The 21,482-nt window shown below is 57.4% G+C and carries 23 protein-coding genes; 6 read left to right on the plus strand and 17 right to left on the minus strand.

Features of this window, described 5'->3' with window-relative positions; genetic code table 11:
- Nucleotides 1-14: 14 nt before the first annotated feature.
- From AAC076_RS13595 to ffh, 11 genes are all read right to left on the minus strand, one after another.
- Nucleotides 15-1,001, minus strand: a complete 987-nt coding sequence (locus AAC076_RS13595; RefSeq protein ID WP_339846584.1) for an MBL fold metallo-hydrolase — start codon at nucleotides 999-1,001, stop codon at nucleotides 15-17.
- A gap of 171 nt (nucleotides 1,002-1,172) precedes the next feature.
- Nucleotides 1,173-1,757 (minus strand): exopolysaccharide biosynthesis protein, encoded by a 585-nt coding sequence (locus AAC076_RS13600; RefSeq protein ID WP_339846587.1) that lies wholly within the window; start codon nucleotides 1,755-1,757, stop codon nucleotides 1,173-1,175.
- Nucleotides 1,758-1,891: 134 nt separating this feature from the next.
- Nucleotides 1,892-3,301: a threonine synthase gene (gene thrC / locus AAC076_RS13605; RefSeq protein WP_339846590.1), complete on the minus strand. Its 1,410-nt coding sequence runs from the start codon at nucleotides 3,299-3,301 to the stop codon at nucleotides 1,892-1,894.
- A 103-nt stretch (nucleotides 3,302-3,404) separates the two neighbouring features.
- Nucleotides 3,405-4,709 (minus strand): homoserine dehydrogenase, encoded by a 1,305-nt coding sequence (locus tag AAC076_RS13610; protein ID WP_339846592.1) that lies wholly within the window; start codon nucleotides 4,707-4,709, stop codon nucleotides 3,405-3,407.
- Nucleotides 4,710-4,789: 80 nt separating this feature from the next.
- Nucleotides 4,790-5,509: a thioredoxin fold domain-containing protein gene (locus AAC076_RS13615; RefSeq protein ID WP_339846693.1), complete on the minus strand. Its 720-nt coding sequence runs from the start codon at nucleotides 5,507-5,509 to the stop codon at nucleotides 4,790-4,792.
- Nucleotides 5,510-5,555: 46 nt separating this feature from the next.
- Nucleotides 5,556-6,467, minus strand: coding sequence for a site-specific tyrosine recombinase XerD (xerD, locus tag AAC076_RS13620; protein WP_339846695.1), 912 nt, complete (start codon nucleotides 6,465-6,467; stop codon nucleotides 5,556-5,558).
- 136 nt (nucleotides 6,468-6,603) lie between these two features.
- Nucleotides 6,604-6,951 (minus strand): 50S ribosomal protein L19, encoded by a 348-nt coding sequence (gene rplS / locus AAC076_RS13625; protein WP_339846595.1) that lies wholly within the window; start codon nucleotides 6,949-6,951, stop codon nucleotides 6,604-6,606.
- 32 nt (nucleotides 6,952-6,983) lie between these two features.
- The gene (trmD, locus tag AAC076_RS13630) at nucleotides 6,984-7,733 is read right to left on the minus strand and encodes a tRNA (guanosine(37)-N1)-methyltransferase TrmD (protein ID WP_339846597.1); all 750 of its coding nucleotides are present in this window, start codon (nucleotides 7,731-7,733) and stop codon (nucleotides 6,984-6,986) included.
- Between the two features lie 3 nt (nucleotides 7,734-7,736).
- A complete protein-coding gene (rimM, locus tag AAC076_RS13635) occupies nucleotides 7,737-8,279 on the minus strand; it encodes a ribosome maturation factor RimM (protein ID WP_339846599.1) in 543 nt (180 codons plus the stop codon).
- A 1-nt stretch (nucleotide 8,280) separates the two neighbouring features.
- Nucleotides 8,281-8,529, minus strand: a complete 249-nt coding sequence (rpsP, locus tag AAC076_RS13640) for a 30S ribosomal protein S16 (RefSeq protein WP_339846601.1) — start codon at nucleotides 8,527-8,529, stop codon at nucleotides 8,281-8,283.
- Between the two features lie 160 nt (nucleotides 8,530-8,689).
- Entirely contained in the window at nucleotides 8,690-10,087 is a 1,398-nt protein-coding gene (gene ffh, locus AAC076_RS13645) for a signal recognition particle protein (protein ID WP_339846603.1), read from the minus strand.
- A 155-nt stretch (nucleotides 10,088-10,242) separates the two neighbouring features.
- Here ffh and ccsA point away from each other — a divergent pair, with 155 nt between their 5' ends.
- Together ccsA and AAC076_RS13655 are read left to right on the plus strand one after the other, a co-directional pair.
- A complete protein-coding gene (gene ccsA, locus AAC076_RS13650; protein ID WP_339846606.1) occupies nucleotides 10,243-11,043 on the plus strand; it encodes a cytochrome c biogenesis protein CcsA in 801 nt (266 codons plus the stop codon).
- Nucleotides 11,044-11,080: 37 nt separating this feature from the next.
- On the plus strand, nucleotides 11,081-12,382 hold the full coding sequence (locus tag AAC076_RS13655) for an HlyC/CorC family transporter (RefSeq protein ID WP_339846608.1): 1,302 nt from the start codon (nucleotides 11,081-11,083) through the stop codon (nucleotides 12,380-12,382).
- 21 nt (nucleotides 12,383-12,403) lie between these two features.
- On the opposite strand, the gene purT is transcribed toward AAC076_RS13655, so the two are convergent.
- Genes purT through AAC076_RS13675 form a run of 4 tightly spaced genes read right to left on the minus strand, consistent with a single transcriptional unit; the run spans nucleotide 12,404 to nucleotide 14,926 of the window.
- Nucleotides 12,404-13,585: a formate-dependent phosphoribosylglycinamide formyltransferase gene (purT, locus tag AAC076_RS13660; RefSeq protein WP_339846611.1), complete on the minus strand. Its 1,182-nt coding sequence runs from the start codon at nucleotides 13,583-13,585 to the stop codon at nucleotides 12,404-12,406.
- Nucleotides 13,582-13,794 (minus strand): DUF1289 domain-containing protein, encoded by a 213-nt coding sequence (locus AAC076_RS13665; protein ID WP_339846613.1) that lies wholly within the window; start codon nucleotides 13,792-13,794, stop codon nucleotides 13,582-13,584. Before AAC076_RS13665 ends, purT begins: the two co-directional genes overlap by 4 nt.
- A 2-nt stretch (nucleotides 13,795-13,796) precedes the next feature.
- Nucleotides 13,797-14,321 (minus strand): gamma carbonic anhydrase family protein, encoded by a 525-nt coding sequence (locus tag AAC076_RS13670; protein WP_339846616.1) that lies wholly within the window; start codon nucleotides 14,319-14,321, stop codon nucleotides 13,797-13,799.
- On the minus strand, nucleotides 14,321-14,926 hold the full coding sequence (locus tag AAC076_RS13675) for a CoA pyrophosphatase (protein ID WP_339846618.1): 606 nt from the start codon (nucleotides 14,924-14,926) through the stop codon (nucleotides 14,321-14,323). The genes AAC076_RS13670 and AAC076_RS13675 overlap by 1 nt, the downstream gene beginning before the upstream one ends.
- Before the next feature lie 120 nt (nucleotides 14,927-15,046).
- Between AAC076_RS13675 and AAC076_RS13680 the strand changes: the two genes are divergently transcribed.
- Nucleotides 15,047-15,604 (plus strand): NUDIX hydrolase, encoded by a 558-nt coding sequence (locus tag AAC076_RS13680; RefSeq protein WP_339846698.1) that lies wholly within the window; start codon nucleotides 15,047-15,049, stop codon nucleotides 15,602-15,604.
- Nucleotides 15,604-16,104: a L,D-transpeptidase family protein gene (locus AAC076_RS13685; RefSeq protein ID WP_339846621.1), complete on the plus strand. Its 501-nt coding sequence runs from the start codon at nucleotides 15,604-15,606 to the stop codon at nucleotides 16,102-16,104. Before AAC076_RS13680 ends, AAC076_RS13685 begins: the two co-directional genes overlap by 1 nt.
- 55 nt (nucleotides 16,105-16,159) lie before the next feature.
- On the opposite strand, the gene AAC076_RS13690 is transcribed toward AAC076_RS13685, so the two are convergent.
- Both AAC076_RS13690 and AAC076_RS13695 read right to left on the minus strand, forming a co-directional pair.
- Nucleotides 16,160-16,471 (minus strand): YqfO family protein, encoded by a 312-nt coding sequence (locus tag AAC076_RS13690; RefSeq protein ID WP_339846623.1) that lies wholly within the window; start codon nucleotides 16,469-16,471, stop codon nucleotides 16,160-16,162.
- A 57-nt stretch (nucleotides 16,472-16,528) separates the two neighbouring features.
- Entirely contained in the window at nucleotides 16,529-17,389 is an 861-nt protein-coding gene (locus AAC076_RS13695; protein WP_339846625.1) for a LysR family transcriptional regulator, read from the minus strand.
- 106 nt (nucleotides 17,390-17,495) lie between these two features.
- On the opposite strand from AAC076_RS13695, the gene AAC076_RS13700 reads away from it, so the two are divergent.
- Entirely contained in the window at nucleotides 17,496-18,980 is a 1,485-nt protein-coding gene (locus AAC076_RS13700) for an NADH-quinone oxidoreductase subunit L (protein WP_339846627.1), read from the plus strand.
- Nucleotides 18,977-21,325, plus strand: a complete 2,349-nt coding sequence (locus tag AAC076_RS13705; protein WP_339846630.1) for a DUF2309 domain-containing protein — start codon at nucleotides 18,977-18,979, stop codon at nucleotides 21,323-21,325. Before AAC076_RS13700 ends, AAC076_RS13705 begins: the two co-directional genes overlap by 4 nt.
- Nucleotides 21,326-21,482: the final 157 nt, after the last annotated feature.

Consider the following 21,482-nt stretch of genomic DNA (forward strand, 5'->3'; position numbering starts at 1 on the left):
CCCTCTGTGCCCTTCTACTGACCCGACCGCAGCGGTCCGAACTCTACCGGTACCCAGGAAAACGCTGCGCCGTCGCGGCGAACATGTCCCAGGCCAGGGAAAGGCAAATGCGCTCCTGCCACCCAGAAACGGTTTCGTGCAGCATCGTTGAAAACATCCTTGCGGGTAGCCAGTGCTGCCTCGCTGTCGACGTCAAACTCGATGGTCACATCCGGACGCGCAAACTGCACGGTATGACTGTGCACAATATCACCCCAGACCATCAGATCCTGCCCCTCCGATTGAAACAGATAGGCATTGTGTCCAGGGGTGTGGCCGTTTGTGGGTACCGTGCGCACGCCCGGCATCAGCTCAGTGTCACGGCCGTACTGCTGCAGTCGCTTCTGCGCCACATAGGGTTCGACGGCTGCCTGAGCCATCTTGAAAAATGGCTGCGCGCTATCCGGCATGGTCGCTGCTAATTCTTCATCCAGCCAGTAGGCAGCCTCCGCTCGGGGCACGTGCACCGTAGCGTTGGGATAGGTTGCCGAACCATCACTATTGCGCAAACCACAGGCATGGTCTGGATGCAGGTGCGTGAGCAACACCATACTGACCTGCTCGACCGCATACCCTGACGCTTGCAGATTGGTTGCAATATTACCCAGCGTCGGTCCGAAACACTGCGCAGCGCCCACATCGACCAGAATCAGCTCGGTGCCTGTGTTGACCAGATAGGCGTTGACGGCCGTCTGTACTCCGTCGTCGGCTGAAACGAACATCCGGGTAAAGAGGCTTTGCAGATTATCTGCATCAATACCCTTGAGCAGCGCCGGATCAAGATCGACATAACCGTCGTAGAGTGCGGTTACTTCAAACTCGCCCAAACTCATTCGATAGTAACCTGGCACCTGATCTTGCTGTTTGGGTACCGGCTCCGCCTGTACAAGACATGAAAAGAACGTCAGACCGGCTGCTACAGCCAGTCCAACGGAGCGAATGAAAGGGTGTTTGGGGCTCATAGAACTTCTCCGTGCCACTTTATGGTGCTCAAGCATCGGATCTTTTGCGACAGTCTGCAAGTCACAGAGACTCAGGCGCAGGACCAATTCATCGCACCAGTGTTTCGACGCGTTTCAAGTGACCGGTGCATCTGAGTGTTGATCTCTCCGTAGGCACGCCTTAATGGCGACTCACAGGATATTGACGACAGCCAGGCCGAAGGTTGCCCCGATGACACTGAACGCGATCAAAGCCAACAGGCCGTCCTGTGCAACCAGCGCGAGACCTAGTGCAGCAAGCGCCACACCCACCGCAGAAGCACTGAAGGGAACCAGCTCAAAGACCGGCATGATCATCGCTAGACAGACACACAGGGCAGCCGTGACGTAAGCGCCAGATCGTCGGACCAGGAAAAACAGCCGCGGACGGGTCATTCGGTCAATAACGCGAGCAAACGGGGTAATCCAGCGTAAAGCCTTCATGACCTGCCCCTGCTCCAGAGCGCGATCCAGCAGCCAACGGGGCAACCAGAAGTACCGCCGACCAAGCAGTAGCTGCGCTGCAATCAACATGATGAACGCTGCACTGATCGAGGTCATTCCGGGGATACCGCTCAGGGGGGACGACAACGTCAGTCCGACAATCAGGAGCAATGGACCGAAGGAGCGCTGACCAATGGATTCAACCACGATCCCGAGAGATATCTCGCCGTTCTCGGTAGCCAGGACGGCTATGTGATTGAATAACTGCTCCAGGTTCCGCAATTCCTGAACCATAAAACCCTCTAGTTGGCAGATGGAGCAGACAGATCAACTCCCAGATACTGCCTTTGATGCCATTTGAGCTGCAAGGTTCTATGGAGTGCAAAAAGAACGCGGCCGAGCGCAAGACACCCAGCCGCGCACTGGTCTCAGAGCGGGTTGCCGCGGTTACCGTGTTGCGCAACAAAGGACTGTACCGCGCTTAACTCATTGGCCAGCACCGTAAAGCGCTCGTCGCGTTCAAACAGGTCCTTGAGATGCGCCGGAAGCGCTGGCTCCACGTTTACATCAGCCTTGATAATCGCTTCGGGGAACTTGACCGGATGGGCCGTACCCAGGGTGATCATCGGCAACGACATGGACCTCCGGCATTCACGCGCGGCACGTACGCCAATCGCCGTATGCGGATCCAGCAATTCCCCAGTGGCATGGTAAACGTCGGTGATTGTGCTGCAGGTATCGTCATCGTCTACAGCGAGCGAATCGAACAGTCTGCGAGTCTCAGTCCAGCGTTCGTCTTCAACACTGAGCAGGCCGGTCTTGCGAAATTCCGACATCAGCTCCGCAACGGCAGGGCCGTTACGCCCGTGCATATCAAACAGTAGTCGTTCGAAGTTGGACGACACCATGATGTCCATCGACGGCGATAGTGACGGATGCAGCGTATCCTTGGCGTAGCGGTTACCGCTCATGAAGCGATGCAGAATATCGTTGCGATTGGTGGCAACGATCAACTGACTGATCGGCAGTCCCATATTGCGGGCCAGGTAACCTGCAAAGATATCGCCAAAGTTACCGGTGGGGACCGAGAAAGCCATGGAGCGAGCAGGACCACCGAGCTGTAATGAGGCGTGAAAGTAGTAGACGATCTGCGCCATGATGCGCGCCCAGTTGATCGAGTTGACCGCAACCAGGCGTGTGCCCTTGAGGAAACCCTGATCAGCGAAGCTGTTCTTGACCATTTCCTGGCAATCGTCAAAGTTGCCCTCCACAGCAATGTTGTGGATGTTGTCGCCCTGGATGGTGGTCATCTGCCGACGCTGCACTTCCGACACCCGATTGTGCGGATGCAGAATGAAGATATCCACGTTCTCGCAGTGCTTGCAGCCTTCGATCGCAGCCGAACCTGTATCACCAGAGGTCGCGCCCATGATCACTACCCGCTCGCCACGCTTGAGCAGAAAATGATCAAGCAACCGGCCCAGCAGTTGAAGGGCAAAGTCCTTGAACGCCAGAGTCGGGCCATGGAAAAGCTCCAGCACCCATTCGTTAGCGCCTAACTGACGCAGGGGAGCAATAGACTCATGGGCGAACACCTCGTAGGTTTCCTTGAGGATTCGCTTGAAATCGGCATCGCTGATACTGCCAGCCACGAAGGGGCGCATCACATTGAAGGCAAGTTCGTGATAGGGCAAGCCAGCCCAGGAGGCAATCTCTTCCTGGGTGAAACGCGGCAGGTTTTCCGGCACATACAAACCGCCGTCGGTCGCCAGACCGGTCAATAGCACATCTTCAAAATTCAGGGCCGGGGCCTGGCCACGGGTACTTATGTAGCGCATCGTTGCAAACCTTCGGTTCGAGCTTCAAGTCGCAAGCTTCAAGCTACAGGCAACCGAATATGCTCCGGAACACCTGTCGCTTGCGGCTTGTGGCTTGCCGCGATTAGTTCAGTTGTTCTACCCGGATCCGCATCAACGGCGAAGCCACTTCGTCGAGCGCCTCCAGAGCCTCGATGGCATCATTCATTTTCTGCTCGCGCACGCGATGCGTCATGATGATGATCGGTACCAGACCAGCCTGCTCTTCGACTTCCTTCTGCAGGATCGACTCGATGTTGATACCGCGCTCGGAAAGGATGGTCGCCACTTTGGCGAGTACACCGGGACGGTCCTTGGCCTGAATGCGCAGGTAATAAGCCGTCTCAATTGCGGACGCTGGCAGCACCGCAAGATCAGAAAGCGACTCGGCCCGGAAGGCCAGGTGCGGCACACGATTGTTCGGATCGGTGGTCAGAGCACGAACCACGTCGATCACGTCGGCAACAACCGATGACGCAGTGGGCTCCGCACCCGCGCCGGCGCCATAATACAGCGTGGAGCCAACGGCATCGCCGTTGACCATGATGGCATTCATCACACCATTCACGTTGGCGATCAGTCGGTCGGCCGGGATCAAGGTAGGATGCACACGCAGCTCCACACCGTCAGCAGTGCGTCGGGCAATACCCAGGTGCTTGATACGGTAGCCAAAAGCCTCGGCGTAGCGCACATCGGAGGTAGTCAGTTTGCTGATCCCTTCTGTGTACGCCTTGTCGAACTGCAGGGGAATACCGAACGCAATCGATGCCAGAATGGTCAGCTTGTGCGCCGCATCAATACCCTCAACATCGAAGGTCGGATCGGCCTCGGCATAGCCAAGCATCTGGGCTTCGGCCAGCACATCGTCAAAGGTGCGGCCCTTGTCGCGCATTTCGGTCAGAATGAAATTGCCGGTGCCATTGATGATGCCGGCTACCCAGTCAATCTGATTCGCCGCCAGGCCCTCACGCAATGCCTTGATGATGGGTATGCCACCGGCAACGGACGCTTCGAAAGCTACCACTACACCCTGCTTGCTGGCGGCCTCGAATATTTCGTTGCCATGTACCGCAATCAGTGCCTTGTTGGCTGTGACCACGTGCTTGCCATTGGCAATCGCCTGCATGACCACGTCAAAAGCCACGCTGTAACCACCGATCAACTCGATGATCACTTCTATTTCGGGGTTGTTGACCACTTCGAATACATCATCTGTAATCGGCGTGTCGCCGGTATCACAGGCGGGATTCAGATGCCTGGCAGCAATCTGGGCAACCTCAATGCCGCGTCCGGCGCGCCTTGAAATCTCGATCGCATTGCGCTGCAGAACGTTAAAGGTGCCACCGCCGACGGTGCCCAAACCACATATGCCTACTTTCACCGGTTTCAAACTACGGCCTCCACTTGGTCAAATAATATACGATCGCACGCGCCCTCAAGCACGAGCTCCCACTGGCCCAGCCACCAGGGTTACTGGTTAGCCAGCGCTTGCTCGGCAAGTACCTTTGCAGGCTTGTATCCCGGAACCAGCGTGCCGTTGGCCAGAAAAATAGCTGGTGTTCCCTGCACTCCAAGCTGCATACCCAGCTCATACTGCTTTGCCACTGGGTTGGTGCAGCTGGCCTGCTCGATGGTATTACCCAGCTTGGCTTCGGTCATCGCCTTTTGCGGATCCTTTGCGCACCATATTGATTCCATGGTGACTGCACTCTCCCCTGACGGCCCACTCCGCGGGAACGCCGTGTAACGCACTTCTATCCCAAGTGCGTTGAGCTCGTCCACCTCGCTGTGCAGCAAACGACAATACCCACATTCAACATCGGTGAAGATGGTGACATGAGTTTTAGGCTCTTCGGGAGAAAAAATGACCATCTCTTCACGCGGCAGCTTGTTAAGTGCATCGCCAATAGCCTTGGCTTCCGCGGCAGCAGTCAGGTTGCTCAACTTGCCATCGGTGACGTCGAACAACGCGCCCTGAACCAGGAACTTACCGTCTGCACTGGCGTATATGATGCGCCCGCTGTCCATCTGCACCTGATAAAGCCCATCAAGCGGCGACTCACTGATGCTTTGCACCTGCATCGGCAGGTTGAGCTGGTCCAGGCTGGCACGAATATCATCAGCGGGAGCTGCCATGACGATTGGCGAAGCAAGGGCGAAAAACAGGGCTGTGTAGTGATTGAGTCGCATCATAGGTCCTCTTTTAGACGGCAAAGCTTAGCATGAAACACCCGTATCACCCACGCGGATGATGGCTGGCATGGAGATCCCGCAGGCGTTGGCGCGCCACATGTGTATAAATCTGTGTAGTAGAGAGGTCACTGTGCCCCAGCAGCATCTGGACCACCCGCAGATCCGCCCCATGATTGAGCAAATGCGTTGCAAAGGCATGCCGCAATGTGTGCGGTGACAAATGAGCGCCAATCCCCGCCTGACTGGCATGCAACTTGATTCTGTGCCAAAAAGTCTGCCGAGTCATCTCCGTACCCCGGCGACTGGGAAACAACACATCTCCGGCCTGCCCCCCCAGTAGCACGGCCCTACCCTCACGAAGATAACGCTCTATCCAGCTCAAGGCCTCCTCGCCGAGTGGTACAAGACGCTCCTTGCTGCCTTTACCGGTCACCCGAATAATACCCTGCCGCAGATTCAACTGATCCAGACGCAACCCGGTCAACTCACTGACACGCAGCCCACATGCATAAAGCACCTCGAGCATGCAACGATCGCGCAGACCCAGACTGTCCTCGACATCAGGCGCCGCCAGCAGCGCCTCGACGTCCGCTTCACTAAGGGCCTTGGGTAACGGACGGCCCATCTTTGGCAACGCAACATCCAGGGTGGGGTCTTCAGCTATCAGGTTTTGCCGCAGAGCGTGCCGGTAGAAACCGCGCAAACAGGAAAGCAGCCTTGAAGTGGAGCGTGCCTGATAACCCTTGCCCAGACGCCAACCCAGATGTTCCATGAGATCCGCGCGGCTCGCCTTTAATAAAGCTGTGTTACGCGCGGCCAACCAGCCAGCCAGATGCTCAAGGTCGGTCCGATAGGCATCCAGCGTCGGCCTGGCCAGGCCACGTTCCAACCACAGGTTATCGATATAACCAGCAATCGTCCGCTGTTCGATATCGCTGATCACCGCTCTGGGCATGGGATGTTGCATGGGCGCTGAGCTGGATTTGGTCATGACGAGCTCTCGAAAAGCAGGGAATAGCAACCATCATACGCCAGACAATAAAAAAGCAGCCCGTAGGCTGCTTTTCTTTCGTACCGGAGAAGCAGGCTGATCAGCCCAGCTTTTCCTTGATACGAGCGGCACGACCAGAGAGGGCGCGCAGGTAGTACAGCTTGGCTTTACGCACGTCACCGCGACGCTTGACGCTGAGGCTGTCGATCAACGGCGAGTAGCTCTGGAAGGTACGCTCGACGCCTACACCGCTGGAGATCTTGCGCACGGTGAACGCGGAGTTCAAACCCCGGTTACGCTTACCGATAACCACGCCTTCAAAGGCCTGCAGACGCTCACGCTCGCCTTCCTTCACTCTCACCTGAACGACCACAGTGTCACCCGGTGCAAACTCGGGCAACTTCTTGCTCATCTGCTCAGCTTCGATCTGGGCAATAATGTTGGACATTTCATACTCCTGCACAAGCCGTCGGACTTGAATCAATGGTTATCGGTTTCCCGTTCGCGGATAAATTCCGCCAACAGCTGTTGCTGTTCTTTGCTCAGCGTTAGATCCTCGAGCAACTCTGGCCGACGTTGCCAGGTTCTACCCAGGGACTGCTTGAGACGCCAGCGCCGGATCAATTCATGGTTACCACTGAGCAGCACCTCCGGTACGCGCCGCTCTGCAATCTCTTCCGGCCGGGTGTAGTGCGGACAATCCAGCCACCCTTCCGAAAATGAATCTTCAACCGCTGAATCCGCATGCCCGAGCACGCCGGGAATCAGTCTGGTTATCGAGTCGAGAAGCACCATGGCTCCCAGCTCGCCCCCCGACAACACATAATCGCCAAGGGATACTTCCTCATCGACGCACATCTCTATGATGCGCTCGTCAATGCCTTCGTAGCGTCCGCATAGCAGCACAAGGCTGTCCAGCGAAGCCAGCTCCCGCACCCGCTTCTGGGTCAGTGGCTGGCCCTGGGGCGACAGATAAATCACCCGGGGCTTCGAAGGTGCCTGCGCCGTGATCGCCTCGATCGCCTCCAGCAACGGCTCGACTTTCATCAACATACCGGGGCCGCCGCCAAAAGGCCTGTCGTCCACCGTACGATGTCGATCATGGGCATGCTCACGGGGATTGCTGAAGGCAACCTCTAACTGACCACGCTTGACCGCGCGTCCAGTCACACCGTATTCGGTAAGAGCCGCAAACATTTCCGGAAACAGCGTTACAACACCGGCCCACACCGGTCAGAACTCCGGATCCCAATCAACCTGCATCACACCTGCCTGCAAATCGATGGACTTCACGTACAAATCCGGCAAGTAAGGCAGCAAACGCTCTCGCTGATCCAGACTGCCTTCGCAGGGCTTGACCACAATCACATCATTGGAGCCGGTCTCCAGCAAATGGTCGATCAGCCCCAGGAGCTCCCCCTGGACTGTCACCACCTGCAAGCCTTCCAGCTGATGCCAGTAGTACTCACCTGCATCAAGATCAGGCAGCGCATTTTCAGCCACACAAATCTCGTATCCCACCATGCCCAGCGCCTGATCCCGATCAGCCACCCCTTCCAGGTTGACAACCAGTACTCGACCCTGAACGCGACCATCAAGCACTTTGATGGAGCGGGTCTGATTATCCTTGCGGAGTATCCACTCGGGATAATCCAGCGCGTTATCCAGCGGGTCAGTGTCGGATTTGATCTTGACCGAGCCGCGAATACCGTGGACAGAGACAATCTTGCCGAGGACCACCAATGGCGATCCGGACGACTCCGGCAGGTTGCTCATATCAGGCAGAAGCCTGATTTTCCTTCAGCAGGGAAGCAACACGCTCAGACGGCTGTGCGCCCTGACCCAGCCAGTAGCTAACGCGCTCCTGGTTAACGGACAGGCGAACTTCGGCACCGCTGGCTACCGGGTTGAAGAAGCCAACGCGCTCGACGAAACGGCCATCACGGGCGTTGCGGCTGTTGGCGACAGTCAGGTGATAGAAGGGGCGCTTCTTGGAGCCACCACGAGCAAGACGAATGGTTACCATGTGGACATTGTTTCCTGTATTTGAGTAACGCTCATTGAATCAATTACGGACCACTACCTGGAATGCAGGTCTCTTGTGCCCGAAAGGTCGCGTATTCTACGGAATATCGCGGCTATTGAAAACTGTTTTCTGCAGTGCGGCCGAGTAACCGGCAATCCGCTCAGAACTTCGGCATGCCACCGCCACCGGGGGGCATCATGCCACCCCCGCCGCCCATGCCACCCATTCCGCGCATCAGCTTGGCCATTCCGCCCTTACCGCTGACCTTCTTCATCATCTTCTGCATCTGCTTGTGCTGCTTGATCACCCGTCCAATGTCCTGGATCTGGGTACCGGAACCTGCCGCAATTCGCCGCTTGCGCGAACCGCTGATAACATCCGGATTGCGCCGTTCGGCCGGCGTCATGGAGTTGATGATCGCCTCCATACGGCTGAACTGCTTTTCTGCCTCGGTCTGGGCGGTTTCCATCTGGGACGGATTGATCTTGCCCATCATCGGCAGCTTATCCATCATCGACCCTAGTCCGCCCATGCCGCGCATCTGCTGCAACTGGTCGCGGAAGTCTTCCAGGTCAAAGCCCTTACCCTTCTTGAGCTTCTTGGCGAGCTTCTCTGCCTTGTCCTTGTCGAGCTTCTGTTCAGCCTGTTCGATCAGACTGAGCACGTCACCCATGCCGAGAATACGCGAGGCAATCCGGTCCGGGTGGAAAGGCTCCAGGGCGTCGGTCTTTTCGCCTACACCCAGAAATTTGATCGGCTTGCCCGTGATGTGTCGCACCGATAATGCTGCACCACCACGTGAGTCACCATCGACCTTGGTCAGTATCACACCGGTCAGCGGCAACGCCTCGTTGAACGCCTGGGCAGTGAGGGCCGCATCCTGACCGGTCATCGCGTCGACCACGAACAGCGTCTCGGCCGGCTTGGCTGCCGCATGCACCGCACGGATCTCGTCCATCATGTCTGCATCAATAGCCAGACGACCGGCAGTATCGATGATCAGCACATCCATAAAGCGATTGCGCGCCTCGCGCATGGCCGCCTCGACGATATCTACCGGCTTCTGTCCGGCATCGGAGGGGAAGAAGTTGACGCCAACTTCCGCCGCCAGCGTCTCAAGCTGCTTGATGGCGGCCGGACGATAGACGTCGGCACTGACCACCATGACCTTCTTCTTCTGACGTTCACGCAGCGTCTTGCCCAGCTTGGCAACAGACGTCGTCTTACCCGCGCCCTGCAGACCCGCCATCAGGATCACCGCCGGCGGTGTTACCGCCAGATTAAGGCCTTCGGCCTCACCCATGACGGCTTCAAGCTCGGCCTTGATGATTTTGACGAATACCTGGCCCGGCGACAGACTGCGGGACACCTCCTGACCCACGGCACGCTCGCGCACCTGATCAACGAAGGCCTTGACCACCGGAAGCGCTACATCCGCTTCAAGCAACGCCATGCGTACTTCACGCAAGGTGTCCTTGATATTTTCTTCGGTAAGCTTGGCCCGCCCCGTCACACCACGCAAACTGTGGGAAAGGCGTTCGGTAAGATTGTCGAACATGCTGAATCTCCTATGCTTCCCGTAAACCGGACAGACGGGTAAAGCGATCAAGCGCCGCAGTATACCCTGCGGCGATTGTGGATGACAGGGAGCGCTTTAACAGCGACGCGGCTTGTGCCACACTTCGATTCCTACGAGTCTCATTGCAAGGAAGTATGACAACCCTCATCTTCAGCCTGCTGGCCACCCTCCTGTACCTCGGTGGTAGCATTTACCAAATGCACAGCCTGGCCAAACGCCTGGCAGTGAATGCCAACCTGCTGCGCGCTATCGGCCTGCTGGCTTTGTTAGTGCATGGCGGCAGCCTTTACCTGCAACTAATCACCGAGACCGGACTGGCCCTGGGCTTTTTCAACGCAGCCTCATTGGTGGCGTGGCTTGTTATCGCCGTCACTCTAGTGTCCAGCTTTCGTGCGCCGGTGCTGAGCCTCCTGCTTGGCCTCTATCCGCTTGCCGTGATTACAGTACTTCTGGCATGGCTATTTCCGGGGCACGGCAGCTTGTTGGTGACCGGTGAAGGGATGCTGGTCGCGCACATACTGCTGTCAATCCTGGCCTACGGGATACTGACTATTGCCGCCTTTCAGGCCGGATTGCTGGGCATCCAGAACTACCAGCTAAAGCACAAGCACCCGACTCGCTTTATCCGCACCTTTCCGCCCTTGCAAACCATGGAACGCCTGCTGTTTCAGTTCCTGTTCTGCGGCGAGCTGCTGCTGACCCTGGCGCTTGTCACCGGGTTCGTTTTCCTCGACAACATGTTTGCCCAGGATGTCGCGCACAAGACGCTTCTTTCCTGTCTGGCCTGGGTAGTATTTGGTGTGCTGCTGTGGGGCCGATATTTTCGCGGCTGGCGCGGCAGCAACGCTATCCGCTGGACCCTCGCCGGCTTTCTACTGCTGGCCCTGGCCTATTTCGGCAGCAAGCTGGTCAGCGAATTCTTCCTGGCCGCGTGATCATACTCCTTTCTTCTAATGTCCTTGAGGTCACCTCTTGAACGACTCCCCTACCACCTTCCTGCTCATCAGTCTGGCCGTGCTGATAGTGCTTTCGGCATTCTTTTCCAGCTCCGAAACCAGCATGATGAGCCTCAATCGCTATCGTCTCAAACATCTGACCAAGGAAGGCCACAGAGGCGCTCGCCGGGCGTCACGCCTGCTTGAGCGCCCCGATCGACTGCTCGGCACTATTCTGGTCGGCAATAATATCGTCAACATTCTCGCCGCCTCGATCGCAACGGTCCTGGCAGTGGAGTTTTTCGGTGAGGCCGGCATCGCCATCGCCACCATCGGCCTGACCATCATTATTCTGATTTTCGGCGAAATCACGCCCAAGACTCTGGCCGCCGTGCGGCCCGAACTGATCGCCTTCCCGGTGAGCATCATCCTGCAGGTGCTGCAGAAAATCCTTTATCCGATCGTTTGGGTATGCAGCAGCATCAGCAACGTTCTGCTGCGACTGATGGGGATCAATCTCTCGGCCAACAATGACCAGCTGAGCGTCGAGGAGCTGCGCACCGTCGTGCGTGAAGCGGGCCTGGGAATTACCCGTAGTCGCCAGAACATGCTCCTGGGCATCCTTGACCTTGAGAAGATGACCGTCAACGACATCATGATCCCGCGCAACGAAGCCATCGGTATCGATCTGGAGGACAGCCTGCCCAGTATCAACAGTCAACTGCGCACCTGTCACCATACGCGCCTGCCGGTGTTTCAGGGCGATATCAACAATGTGACCGGCATAGTTCACATGCGCTCGATAGCGCGCCTGCTAACCCGAGGCGACCTGACCAAGGAAACTCTGGTCCACGCTTGCAAGGAACCCTATTTCGTACCCGAAAGCACACCCCTGCACACGCAGCTCTTCAACTTCCAGAAGCAAAAGCGGCGCATCGCGATCGTGGTGGACGAATATGGTGATGTGATTGGCCTGGTTACGCTTGAAGATATCCTGGAAGAAATCGTCGGGGAGTTCACCAGCGACATGCTCCTGCCCAGCCAGGACATCCACCCTCAGGATGATGGGCGCTTCGTAATAGAAGGCAGCACGGCTATTCGTGCGATCAACCGCCAGCTGAAATGGAAGTTGCCCGCCGACGGCCCCAAGACCCTCAATGGCCTGATCACCGAGCAACTGGAAAGCATTCCGGAAACCAGTGTGTGTCTGACCATAGGACACTACCGCATGGAAATCCTGCAAACCAAGGACAACATGGTCAAGAGTGTACGGGTATGGGATCGCAACCTGGACCTGCAGGGTCCGTTACCGGAAACAGAGCCGGACCCCGAGGACTGATGGCAAGGTACGGCAACGCCCTCAGAGTCGAACGTTGATAGCGCCAATAACCGCCATGGCCTTTTGCCGCGCCCGCTCCACATCTTCGGCTAGCGCAAGCGCCACGCCCATACGGCGCTGACCGCTGACTTCCGGTTTACCGAAAAGACGTAGCTGAGTATCCGGCTGCACCAGCGCGTCATGCAGGTTGGAAAAGCTCACCGAGCTGGATTCTCCTTCAACCATCAACACTGCCGAGGCTGAGGCACCCAGCTGCCGTACCGATGGTACGGGCAGCCCCAGGATGGCCCGCGCATGCAACGCAAATTGCGAAAGGTCCTGGGAAATCATTGTCACCATGCCGGTATCATGGGGCCTGGGCGAGACCTCACTGAACCACACCTGGTCACCCCGAACGAAAAGCTCCACCCCAAACACACCACGACCGCCAAGCGCCTCGGTCACAGACTGGGCAATGCGTTTGGACTCGACCAGCGCAGCTTCGCTCATAGCCTGGGGCTGCCAGGATTCCTGATAATCACCGCCAGCCTGCCGATGACCGATCGGATCACAGAAAACCGTTCCGTCAACATGCCTGACCGTCAGCAGGGTGATCTCATAATCAAACTCAACCAGGCCCTCGACGATAACCCGACCGCCGCCGGCCCGCCCACCCGATTGGGCATAATCCCAGGCGGCCTGCACTGCATCTGGCTCCCGAACCAGACTCTGACCCTTGCCCGACGAGCTCATGACCGGCTTGACCACGCAGGGCAAACCCACTTCGTCGATAGCCGCAAGGTATTCATCCTTGGTGCCAGCAAAGCGGTAGGCTGACGTCGGCAAGCCAAGTTCCTCGGCTGCCAGACGGCGGATACCTTCACGGTCCATGGTCAACCAGGCAGCGCGAGCGGTCGGAATAACGTTGTAGCCTTCATTTTCCATTTCACGCAGCGTTTGAGTTGCAATGGCCTCGATCTCCGGCACGATATAATCCGGCTGCTCAAGCTCGATAACAGCACGCAAGGCCGCACCGTCGAGCATGCTGATGATGTGACTGCGATGGGCTACCTGCATCGCAGGCGCCTGGGCGTATCGGTCCACTGCGATTGTTTCGCAGCCCAGACGCTGGAGCTCTATAACCAACTCCTTACCCAGCTCCCCGGCCCCTAGCAGCAATACTCGAATAGCACCCTGAGTCCCCGGCGTTCCTATTTGGCTCATGTCTGAAATCCATTGTCTTGATTGGTAGAAAACCACAAACCCTGGGCGCGGGCCCTTGCCTGACAGCGGCCCAGCACTTCGCGGCGCTGGGGCTCGGTCATCCGGGTCCACTGGGTAATTTCCAGGCCGCTACGCTGACAGCCTGTGCATATGTCGTGCTCGTCCAGCGCGCAAACACCGATGCACGGAGAAGTCACCAGACCAGACATGTTCAGTCTTCCTGGGGTTTCAGGTCGCGCTGATAGCGCTGGGCGTTGTGCACATAATGGGCGGCGCTGGCTTCGAGCATTTTTTTCTGCTGCTCATTCAGTTCGCGCACCACCTTGCCAGGCGAGCCGACTACCAGAGAGCCGTCAGGGATTTCCTTGCCCTCGCCTATCAGGGTATTGGCGCCAATGATGCAGTGCTTGCCGATTTTTGCTCCGTTGAGCACCACAGCACCAATACCCACCAGGCTGTAATCACCCACGGTACAACCATGCAGCATGGCATTATGGCCAACGGTCACGCCCTTGCCCAACGTCAGGGGGTAACCCATGTCGGTGTGCATGACCGCGCCATCTTGAACATTGCTGTGCTCGCCGATAAGAATCAGCTCGTTGTCACCACGCAGCACCGCGCCGAACCAGACATTGGCACCGGCTTCGAGCCGCACCTTGCCGACTACCGCGGCAGAGTCGGCAATCCAGGCGTCATCCGCCATTTCCACGCGGTCAGTACCCAAGCTGTATTTCATCATCTCTCCTGTTTACGATCTGTGTCGTAAGGGGTGTGCAGTTCTATTTCGGCATCAAATGCGATATTGACGAACTCGGCCAGCATCAGGGCGGTCAAGCCCCAGATCTTGTGACCTTCGTAGCGATAGCTGGGGACGTACCAGCTGCGGCCTTCGTAATCGATTCTATGGGTCATCTCTCGACGATCCTCCAGAAAGAAACTCACCGGTACCCGAAATACGGTCTCAATCTCCCCGGCGTTAGGCACCAGATCAAACACATCAGGTACGATTCCGACATAAGGGGTTACCTTTATGCCAAAGCGCGACACCAGTGAACCCATCGGGCCAACCACATCCACGAGCTCCGGCAACAGACCGATCTCCTCGTGGGTTTCGCGTAACGCCGTGTATTGCAGATCCACATCGCCAGGATCACGCCGCCCACCGGGGAACGCAACCTCACCAGAGTGGGTAGACAGGCGCTGGGAGCGAACAGTCAGAATAATCTCCGGCCGATCCTGTACGCAGGTGACCGGAATCAGTACACCGGCCTCCGGCAACCCCGCCCCTTCGATCTCCCGCGGACGGTGTTCGCCCACCCGCAGGCGCATCTTGTCCAGCATTCAGTTCACCTCTGTGGTTTTCAACAATGATGTCATGATCACTTACGTAGAACCAGTTGCCCAACGGGCAAATGCGCCGCAAGATAGGACAAAACAGATTGAGCAATGAGACAGCACAGCATGAAGTTTTGTAGCGATTGCGGTCAGCAGGTAAGTCAGCGCATCCCGGAAGGCGACAACCGATCCAGATACGTATGCAACCATTGCGAGACCATCCATTACCAGAACCCGCGCATCGTCGCCGGATGCCTGGTGATCCATGAGGAACAGGTGCTCCTGTGTCGCCGAGCGATCGAACCTCGGGTCGGGTACTGGACCTTGCCCGCCGGCTACATGGAGAACGGCGAGACCACGGAAGAGGCTGCTCTGCGCGAGACCTGGGAAGAAGCACAGGCCCGCGTCAGTGAACAGGAACTCTACATGCTGTTCAATCTGCCGCACATCAATCAGGTCTACATGTTCTTCCGTGGCAATCTGATTGATCGTGCCTTTGCCGCCGGCGAAGAAAGTCTGGAAGTCAGACTCTTTAACGAGTCAGAAATTCCGTGGGAAGAGCTGGCCTTTCCCACGGTAGGCAAAACGCTCAAGCAGTATTTCCATGATCGTCAGCATAGTTACTATCCGATTCGCATGCGCGACATTGTCTACCGCCCCGGGCAAACACGTCGGGTGAGTTGATGCGCTCTTTCGTGTACCTGCTGGTGGCGCTCTTGGGGCCCTTTCTGCTCACGGTCCAGGCCGGTGCGGCAGAGCCGGCTATCGACAAGGTGCTGATACACAAGCATGAACGCAAACTGGAAGTTATCAGCGAAGAAAGCGTCATTCGCACCTACCGTGTCGCGCTGGGTCGTCAGCCAGTAGGGCACAAACAGGAGGTGGGTGATCAGCGCACGCCGGAAGGCTTCTATACCATAGACTGGCGTCACAAAAGCGCCGATTACAACCTCAGCATGCACCTGGATTATCCCAACCTGAAAGATCAGACTTCAGCGTACAAGCGGGGAGTCGATCCGGGCGGCATGATCATGATCCACGGCACCCCCATAGACGAGGAATATCCCGAGTGGTATTTCGAAGGGCTTGACTGGACCAACGGCTGCATAGCGCTCACCAACCCGGAGATGCGCGAGCTCTGGGATCTGGTGCCCGATGGCACACTGGTAGAAATCAGGCCCTGAAGACGCCAGCCGCTAGAGCGCTTCGCGAGCCCTTGATCTGCCCTTTTCCAGTAAGCTAGAGCTCCGCCAGCAGCCAGCAATCAAACGCCGGTTCCTCGTATGGATGAGCCTTTCTGAGCGCGGCAACCGCCATCCGGATTGAGTCGTCAGCGCAGACCATTTCGACCCTGAACTCCTCAACTGTCTCAAGCGCACCGGACTCGCCGATAAACGGCTGACTGCCCGGCATTGGCCGAAACTGCCCTATACCCCTGGTTTGCCAAGAGCAATGCTCGTAATCGCCTATCCGGCCAGCGCCAGCCTGGAATATCGCGCTTTTCACGGACTCGAGGTGAGACTCAGGCACGAAGAAACAGAGTTTGTACATTGCTCATTCCTATCAAGTGCCTTTTTGCCGGCAGTCATGAAGTCGCATTAAAAGGCATCACTGGTACCGGTTTAACAGCACGTCCAATAACTTGGGCTGGAAAATGCGTTCAACAGTGATGGCGTAAAATCGCTCATCCACCCGGCTCAACGCCTCACGCTCGACCAGAATACCATTGGCCAGCTCGTCCCTCACAACAACCCTGGGCAGCACAGCAAAGGCCTGGCTGTCCCTGGCCATGAGTCGCAACATGGCCATGTCGTCTACCTCCGCCTTGAGCCTTGGGGTCAAGCCATGACGTAAACAGAAAGCATCGAACTCACCGCGAATGCCATGCTTGCGGCTGGGTAGCACCCAGGGGTGCTGGTCGAAGCTGGCGGTTGCCAGCGCAGGGGGGCAGACAATAGTTACCGGCTGGCGAGACAAAAGCTGAATCTGCCATACCGCACTGTCGTTAACATCAATATTGACGTTGGTCAGAACCACATCCAGCTGATGCCGGGTAAGGTCATCAAGCAGCTTGTTCTGGTTATCCGAAATCAGCGCAATGCTCGCCCCCGGATCCTGCATCGCCGGATCAATGAACTCCTCGATGAAGTTCCGTGACATGTGACTGGTAGTGCCAATACGCAAGCGCTTGTTGGACGAGCTGATTCCTTGGCGCAGGAGCACTTCAAGTTCTTCGCCACGATGAAAAATGTCTTCGGCAAAACGCACCGCCTGCTGGCCGGCCTCGGTGAGCACCAGTTTACGACCGCTGCGGTTGAAAAGCTGGCAATCGAGACCATCCTCCAGACTACGAATCTGGGTCGACAGGGCCGATTGGGAAATATGTAACTGCTCGGCAGTGCGCGTCAGATTACCGGACGCCGCAACCTGCCAGAAGTAGTAGAGATGACGGTAATTAAGCCGGCTCATGTGCGCACCAACGTTCTTAAAAATAGAACGTTAGCATTCCTATTATGAATTTCACAGAACGAACTGATCCGTCGATACTCCTTTCAGACCACCGGAGGATATGCGTATGGCCTTTTCAATTGTTCTGACAACCCTTGTACCGCTCGTTTACATGGCAGCCATGTTGCGATTCTGGCGCAGTACCAGCGCGCTCGTTGCGTTTATACTTGCCTTGGCGGCCGCCATCATGGCTGGGTTCGATGCAGTCACGCTGGCACTGTCACCCGTGCAGATAATCATGTTGCTGCTGGTCACCGGACTCGGCTGGATCGTCGCCAGATTCAGCGAGCACTATCTGGCCGGCGACCCGTGCCAACCTCGTTTTTACCGTTGGCTGAATGCTCTGCTGGCCAGCGTCACACTGGTGGTAGTGGCAGATAACCTGGCCCTGTTCTGGCTGGCCTGGGTCGGTATCAGTCTGAGCCTGCACCAGTTGCTCCTGTTTTACCCCGAGCGGCCCAGGGCAGCGCTGGCAGCTCACAAGAAATTCGTCTTCGCGCGGATTGCCGATCTGGCGCTACTGCTCGCCATCGTCTTGTTTTACTGGCAGTACCAGACGCTATCCATCAAGGCCCTGGGTGATATTTGGCAAGTCGGAGGGCCGCTGCCCCTCTCGATTCAGATTGCCGCTTGCCTGATTGTTCTGGTCGCCGTGCTCAAATGCGCCCAGATGCCTTTCCATGGGTGGTTGATCCAGGTCGTGGAGGCACCAACGCCAGTGTCCGCCCTGCTCCATGCGGGCGTGGTGAACCTGGGTGGCTTTCTGTTGCTCCGCCTGTCCGGTCTGCTGCAACTCGCATCAGTAGCTTCTGGCATGCTACTGATAATCGCTGGAACAAGCCTGGTCCTGGCGGCGCTGATTGCTATCACCCGAATCAGCATCAAGGTCAATCTTGCCTGGTCGACCGTGGCGCAGATGGCGCTCATGCTCGTGCAGATAAGCCTGGGGCTCTATGCATTGGCGGTGCTCCATCTGCTGGCCCACTCGTGCTACAAGGCCTATGCGTTCCTCAACTCGGGCAGCCAGGTACAACATTTCGTCACAGCCAGCGCAGCCCCTGGCGGTGGAGCCAAGTTCCGTACAGCCGTGCTGGGCACCCTGGTGGCTTTTGCCAGTTACCTTTACCTGGCGGCCTTCTTCGAACTGCCTGTCAGTACGCCTGAATGGCTCTTACTGGCTCTCTACAGCATTGGCTTTGGCAGCCTCTGGCGCCGTCGCGGCTGGTTGCTTTCAACAGGAATGGTAGTAGTTCTGGTGAGTCTGCACCTGAGCCTCAAGACCGCTATCGAGTCCTATCTGGTGCTTGAGGGCAGCACCGTGGAGACCGGGGCGCTGATCTGGACAGCCCTGGTCATCATGGCACTTGCTGCGGGTGGCTGGCTGATGCGTTTTGGTCGTAACAGCGCCCTGCGTCAGAGCCTTTCTCGCCAACTGTACGCAGGCCTGTACCTGGATGAGTGGGCCACGCGCCTCACATTGGCAGTCTGGCCGGCGCGCTTGCCGAAACCTTTCACACTGAAGACCCAAGTAGCCAAGGAGATACAACCATGAACCTTCCAGCGCAAAAGCACACTGTGCCTTTTTTAGTGATAGCTGCGGCGGATGCGGCTTGCGATCGGATTGCACCTACCTGGCCACTCGATCAACTGATCGCAGTCAATCCCTGGTGGTCCATGCGTCAGCACCCGATGCCGGTAATCGCTGGCGAACTCTCCTGGCTTGCAGGCGTAAGTTGCTTCCTTTCCCCAACACAATACCGGGCGCAAGATATCCCCAGTGACATAGTCGCGAAAGTGCTCGCAGAACAGGCAATGGATCTTTCTGTAGCCGAGTTTACCTCCGCCAATCCGGCACGCCCTGCCACCTGGCGGAATCTGGATCAATTGTTTGACCAGCATAGGGATCTCACCCGGCAGATCAGTTGGCAGGAGGAGATCATCCATCAGTTGAGCCAATTTGCCGGACGCTACTTTGTTGATCGGCAGAGCGACTTTTATCAGGCCTGGCTACACAATGTACGCAGGGATCACGGACTGTCGATACTGATGGCCGAGCCAGGACTGGTCGGGCAATTCAGTCAGCTCCCGAATTCGGCGGAAGCTCTTCTGGAAATCGCGCTGGACGAGATGCAGGTACCATCGCAATGGCACACTGAATATTGTCATTCCCTGCTACTTAGCTTTAACGGTTGGGCAAGCACAGCGGCCTACCAATCCTGGCAAGCGGCATTGAACAACAACAGTGACGGCACCATGCGCGAGTTGCTCGCAGCCCGGCTGGCCTGGGAGCTAGTCCTGTGGCGCCAGCTAGGCTCACGCCATCCGAACGTAGCCGTCACCTGGGCGCAGCAGCTTGCCCAGGCGCAGCAGCAACGCCTGGCGCACAGGACGTACGCGAACCATCTGCACTGCTGGCAACTGGCAAGCGAACGCGTGTTTCAGCAGACACTGGACAGCAAGCTCAGCGCACCCTGCCCATCCGGGTCTGCATCGAAAGAAGAGGACTCTACTCCGATCCTGCAGGCGGTTTTCTGTATCGATACCCGATCCGAAGTCATGCGCCGGGCCCTTGAAACCCAGCATCCAGGAATTCAGACCCTTGGCTTTGCTGGCTTCTTCGGTTTGCCGCTGGCTTACCGCAGTGGCGCGTACAACCGTCCACAGCTACCCGGATTGCTGGCGCCGCGCCTGCAGGTAAGCGATGCAGACAAGCACTATGACGAGTCGACGGGCGCAACCCTGAGCAGCCGCTGGCTCGGCCTTGCCAAATCGACCAGCGGCGCTTTCAGCCTGGTCGAATCCTCTGGACTGGCATACGGATTCGGATTGCTGCGCAACACCTTCGGCTGGCGCTCAAAGGCGAACGCGGTCAGCCCCGCGCAACAGTTACAAATTCGCCAGGATGGGCAACCCCTGTCCAAGAAGGCCATGGCCGAGCTGGCTTCGGGCGTGCTCAACGCCATGGGGCTTGGCAGGAATCTAGCCAAGCAAATACTGCTGGTCGGACACGGGGCTGACTGCCAGAACAACCCGCATGCAGCCGGCCTGGACTGCGGCGCCTGTGGCGGGCAAAGCGGTGAAGTCAACGTGCGCATACTGGCGCAGATACTCAACGACACCGAGGTCAGACAATTGCTTGCCGCTAGCGGTTTACCCATACCCTCGGTATGTGAGTTCTTTCCAGCGGTACACAACACCACCACCGACGAGATCCGCGTTCTTACCGGCAAGCCGGAAGGCCAGACCCTGCAATGGCTGGCGGCAGCCCAGGCGCTGTGCGCGCAAGAGCGGTCCCTTCAACTGGACATCGCTGGGCAGCCTGCGGTAAGTGCCGTCGCCCGGCGGGCACGGGACTGGTCCCAGGTGCGGCCTGAATGGGGTCTGGCCAATAACGCCTGCTTCATTGTCGCGCCGCGGGTGCGTACCCGGCATCTTAATCTGCAGGGCCGCAGCTTCCTTCACGATTACCAGTGGCAAGACGATCCCGAGTCGACTCTACTCACCCAGATTCTCACTGCACCCATGCTCGTGACCAACTGGATCAACATGCAATACAACGCCTCGGTCACCGAGCCACATCTTTACGGCGCGGGCAACAAAACCCTGCACAACGTGGTGGGAGGCAATCTGGGGGTATTTGAGGGAAACGGGGGCGATCTGCGGATAGGACTCCCCCTGCAATCTGTGCACAACGGCGAGAAGTGGATGCACCAGCCATTGCGGCTAAGTGTCTATGTTGACGCCCCACGCGAAGCCATCGCCCGCATAGTTGCAGCCCATGATGATGTGCGCTGGCTGGTAGACAACCAGTGGTTGTATTTATTCCAGCTGACAGATGCCGGTAGTTGCCGGTTCTTCGAGAACCAGTGGGCCGATACATGGAAGCCAATGAGGTAGTAGCCCACCACCGCTGCTGTTTCATGGATTTCCTTCACCCACTTGGACAGATCCTTGTTTTCTGCAACGAGCGCCAGCAGCTCGTTGCAGAAAAACGGAACAGGCTTGCCAGCGAAGCTCAGAATCAACCAGCTGGCCACTCCTGCCATTGGGGCTT

Origin of the sequence: uncultured Halopseudomonas sp. (assembly GCF_963977355.1) — a bacterium.
GTDB lineage: Bacteria > Pseudomonadota > Gammaproteobacteria > Pseudomonadales > Pseudomonadaceae > Halopseudomonas.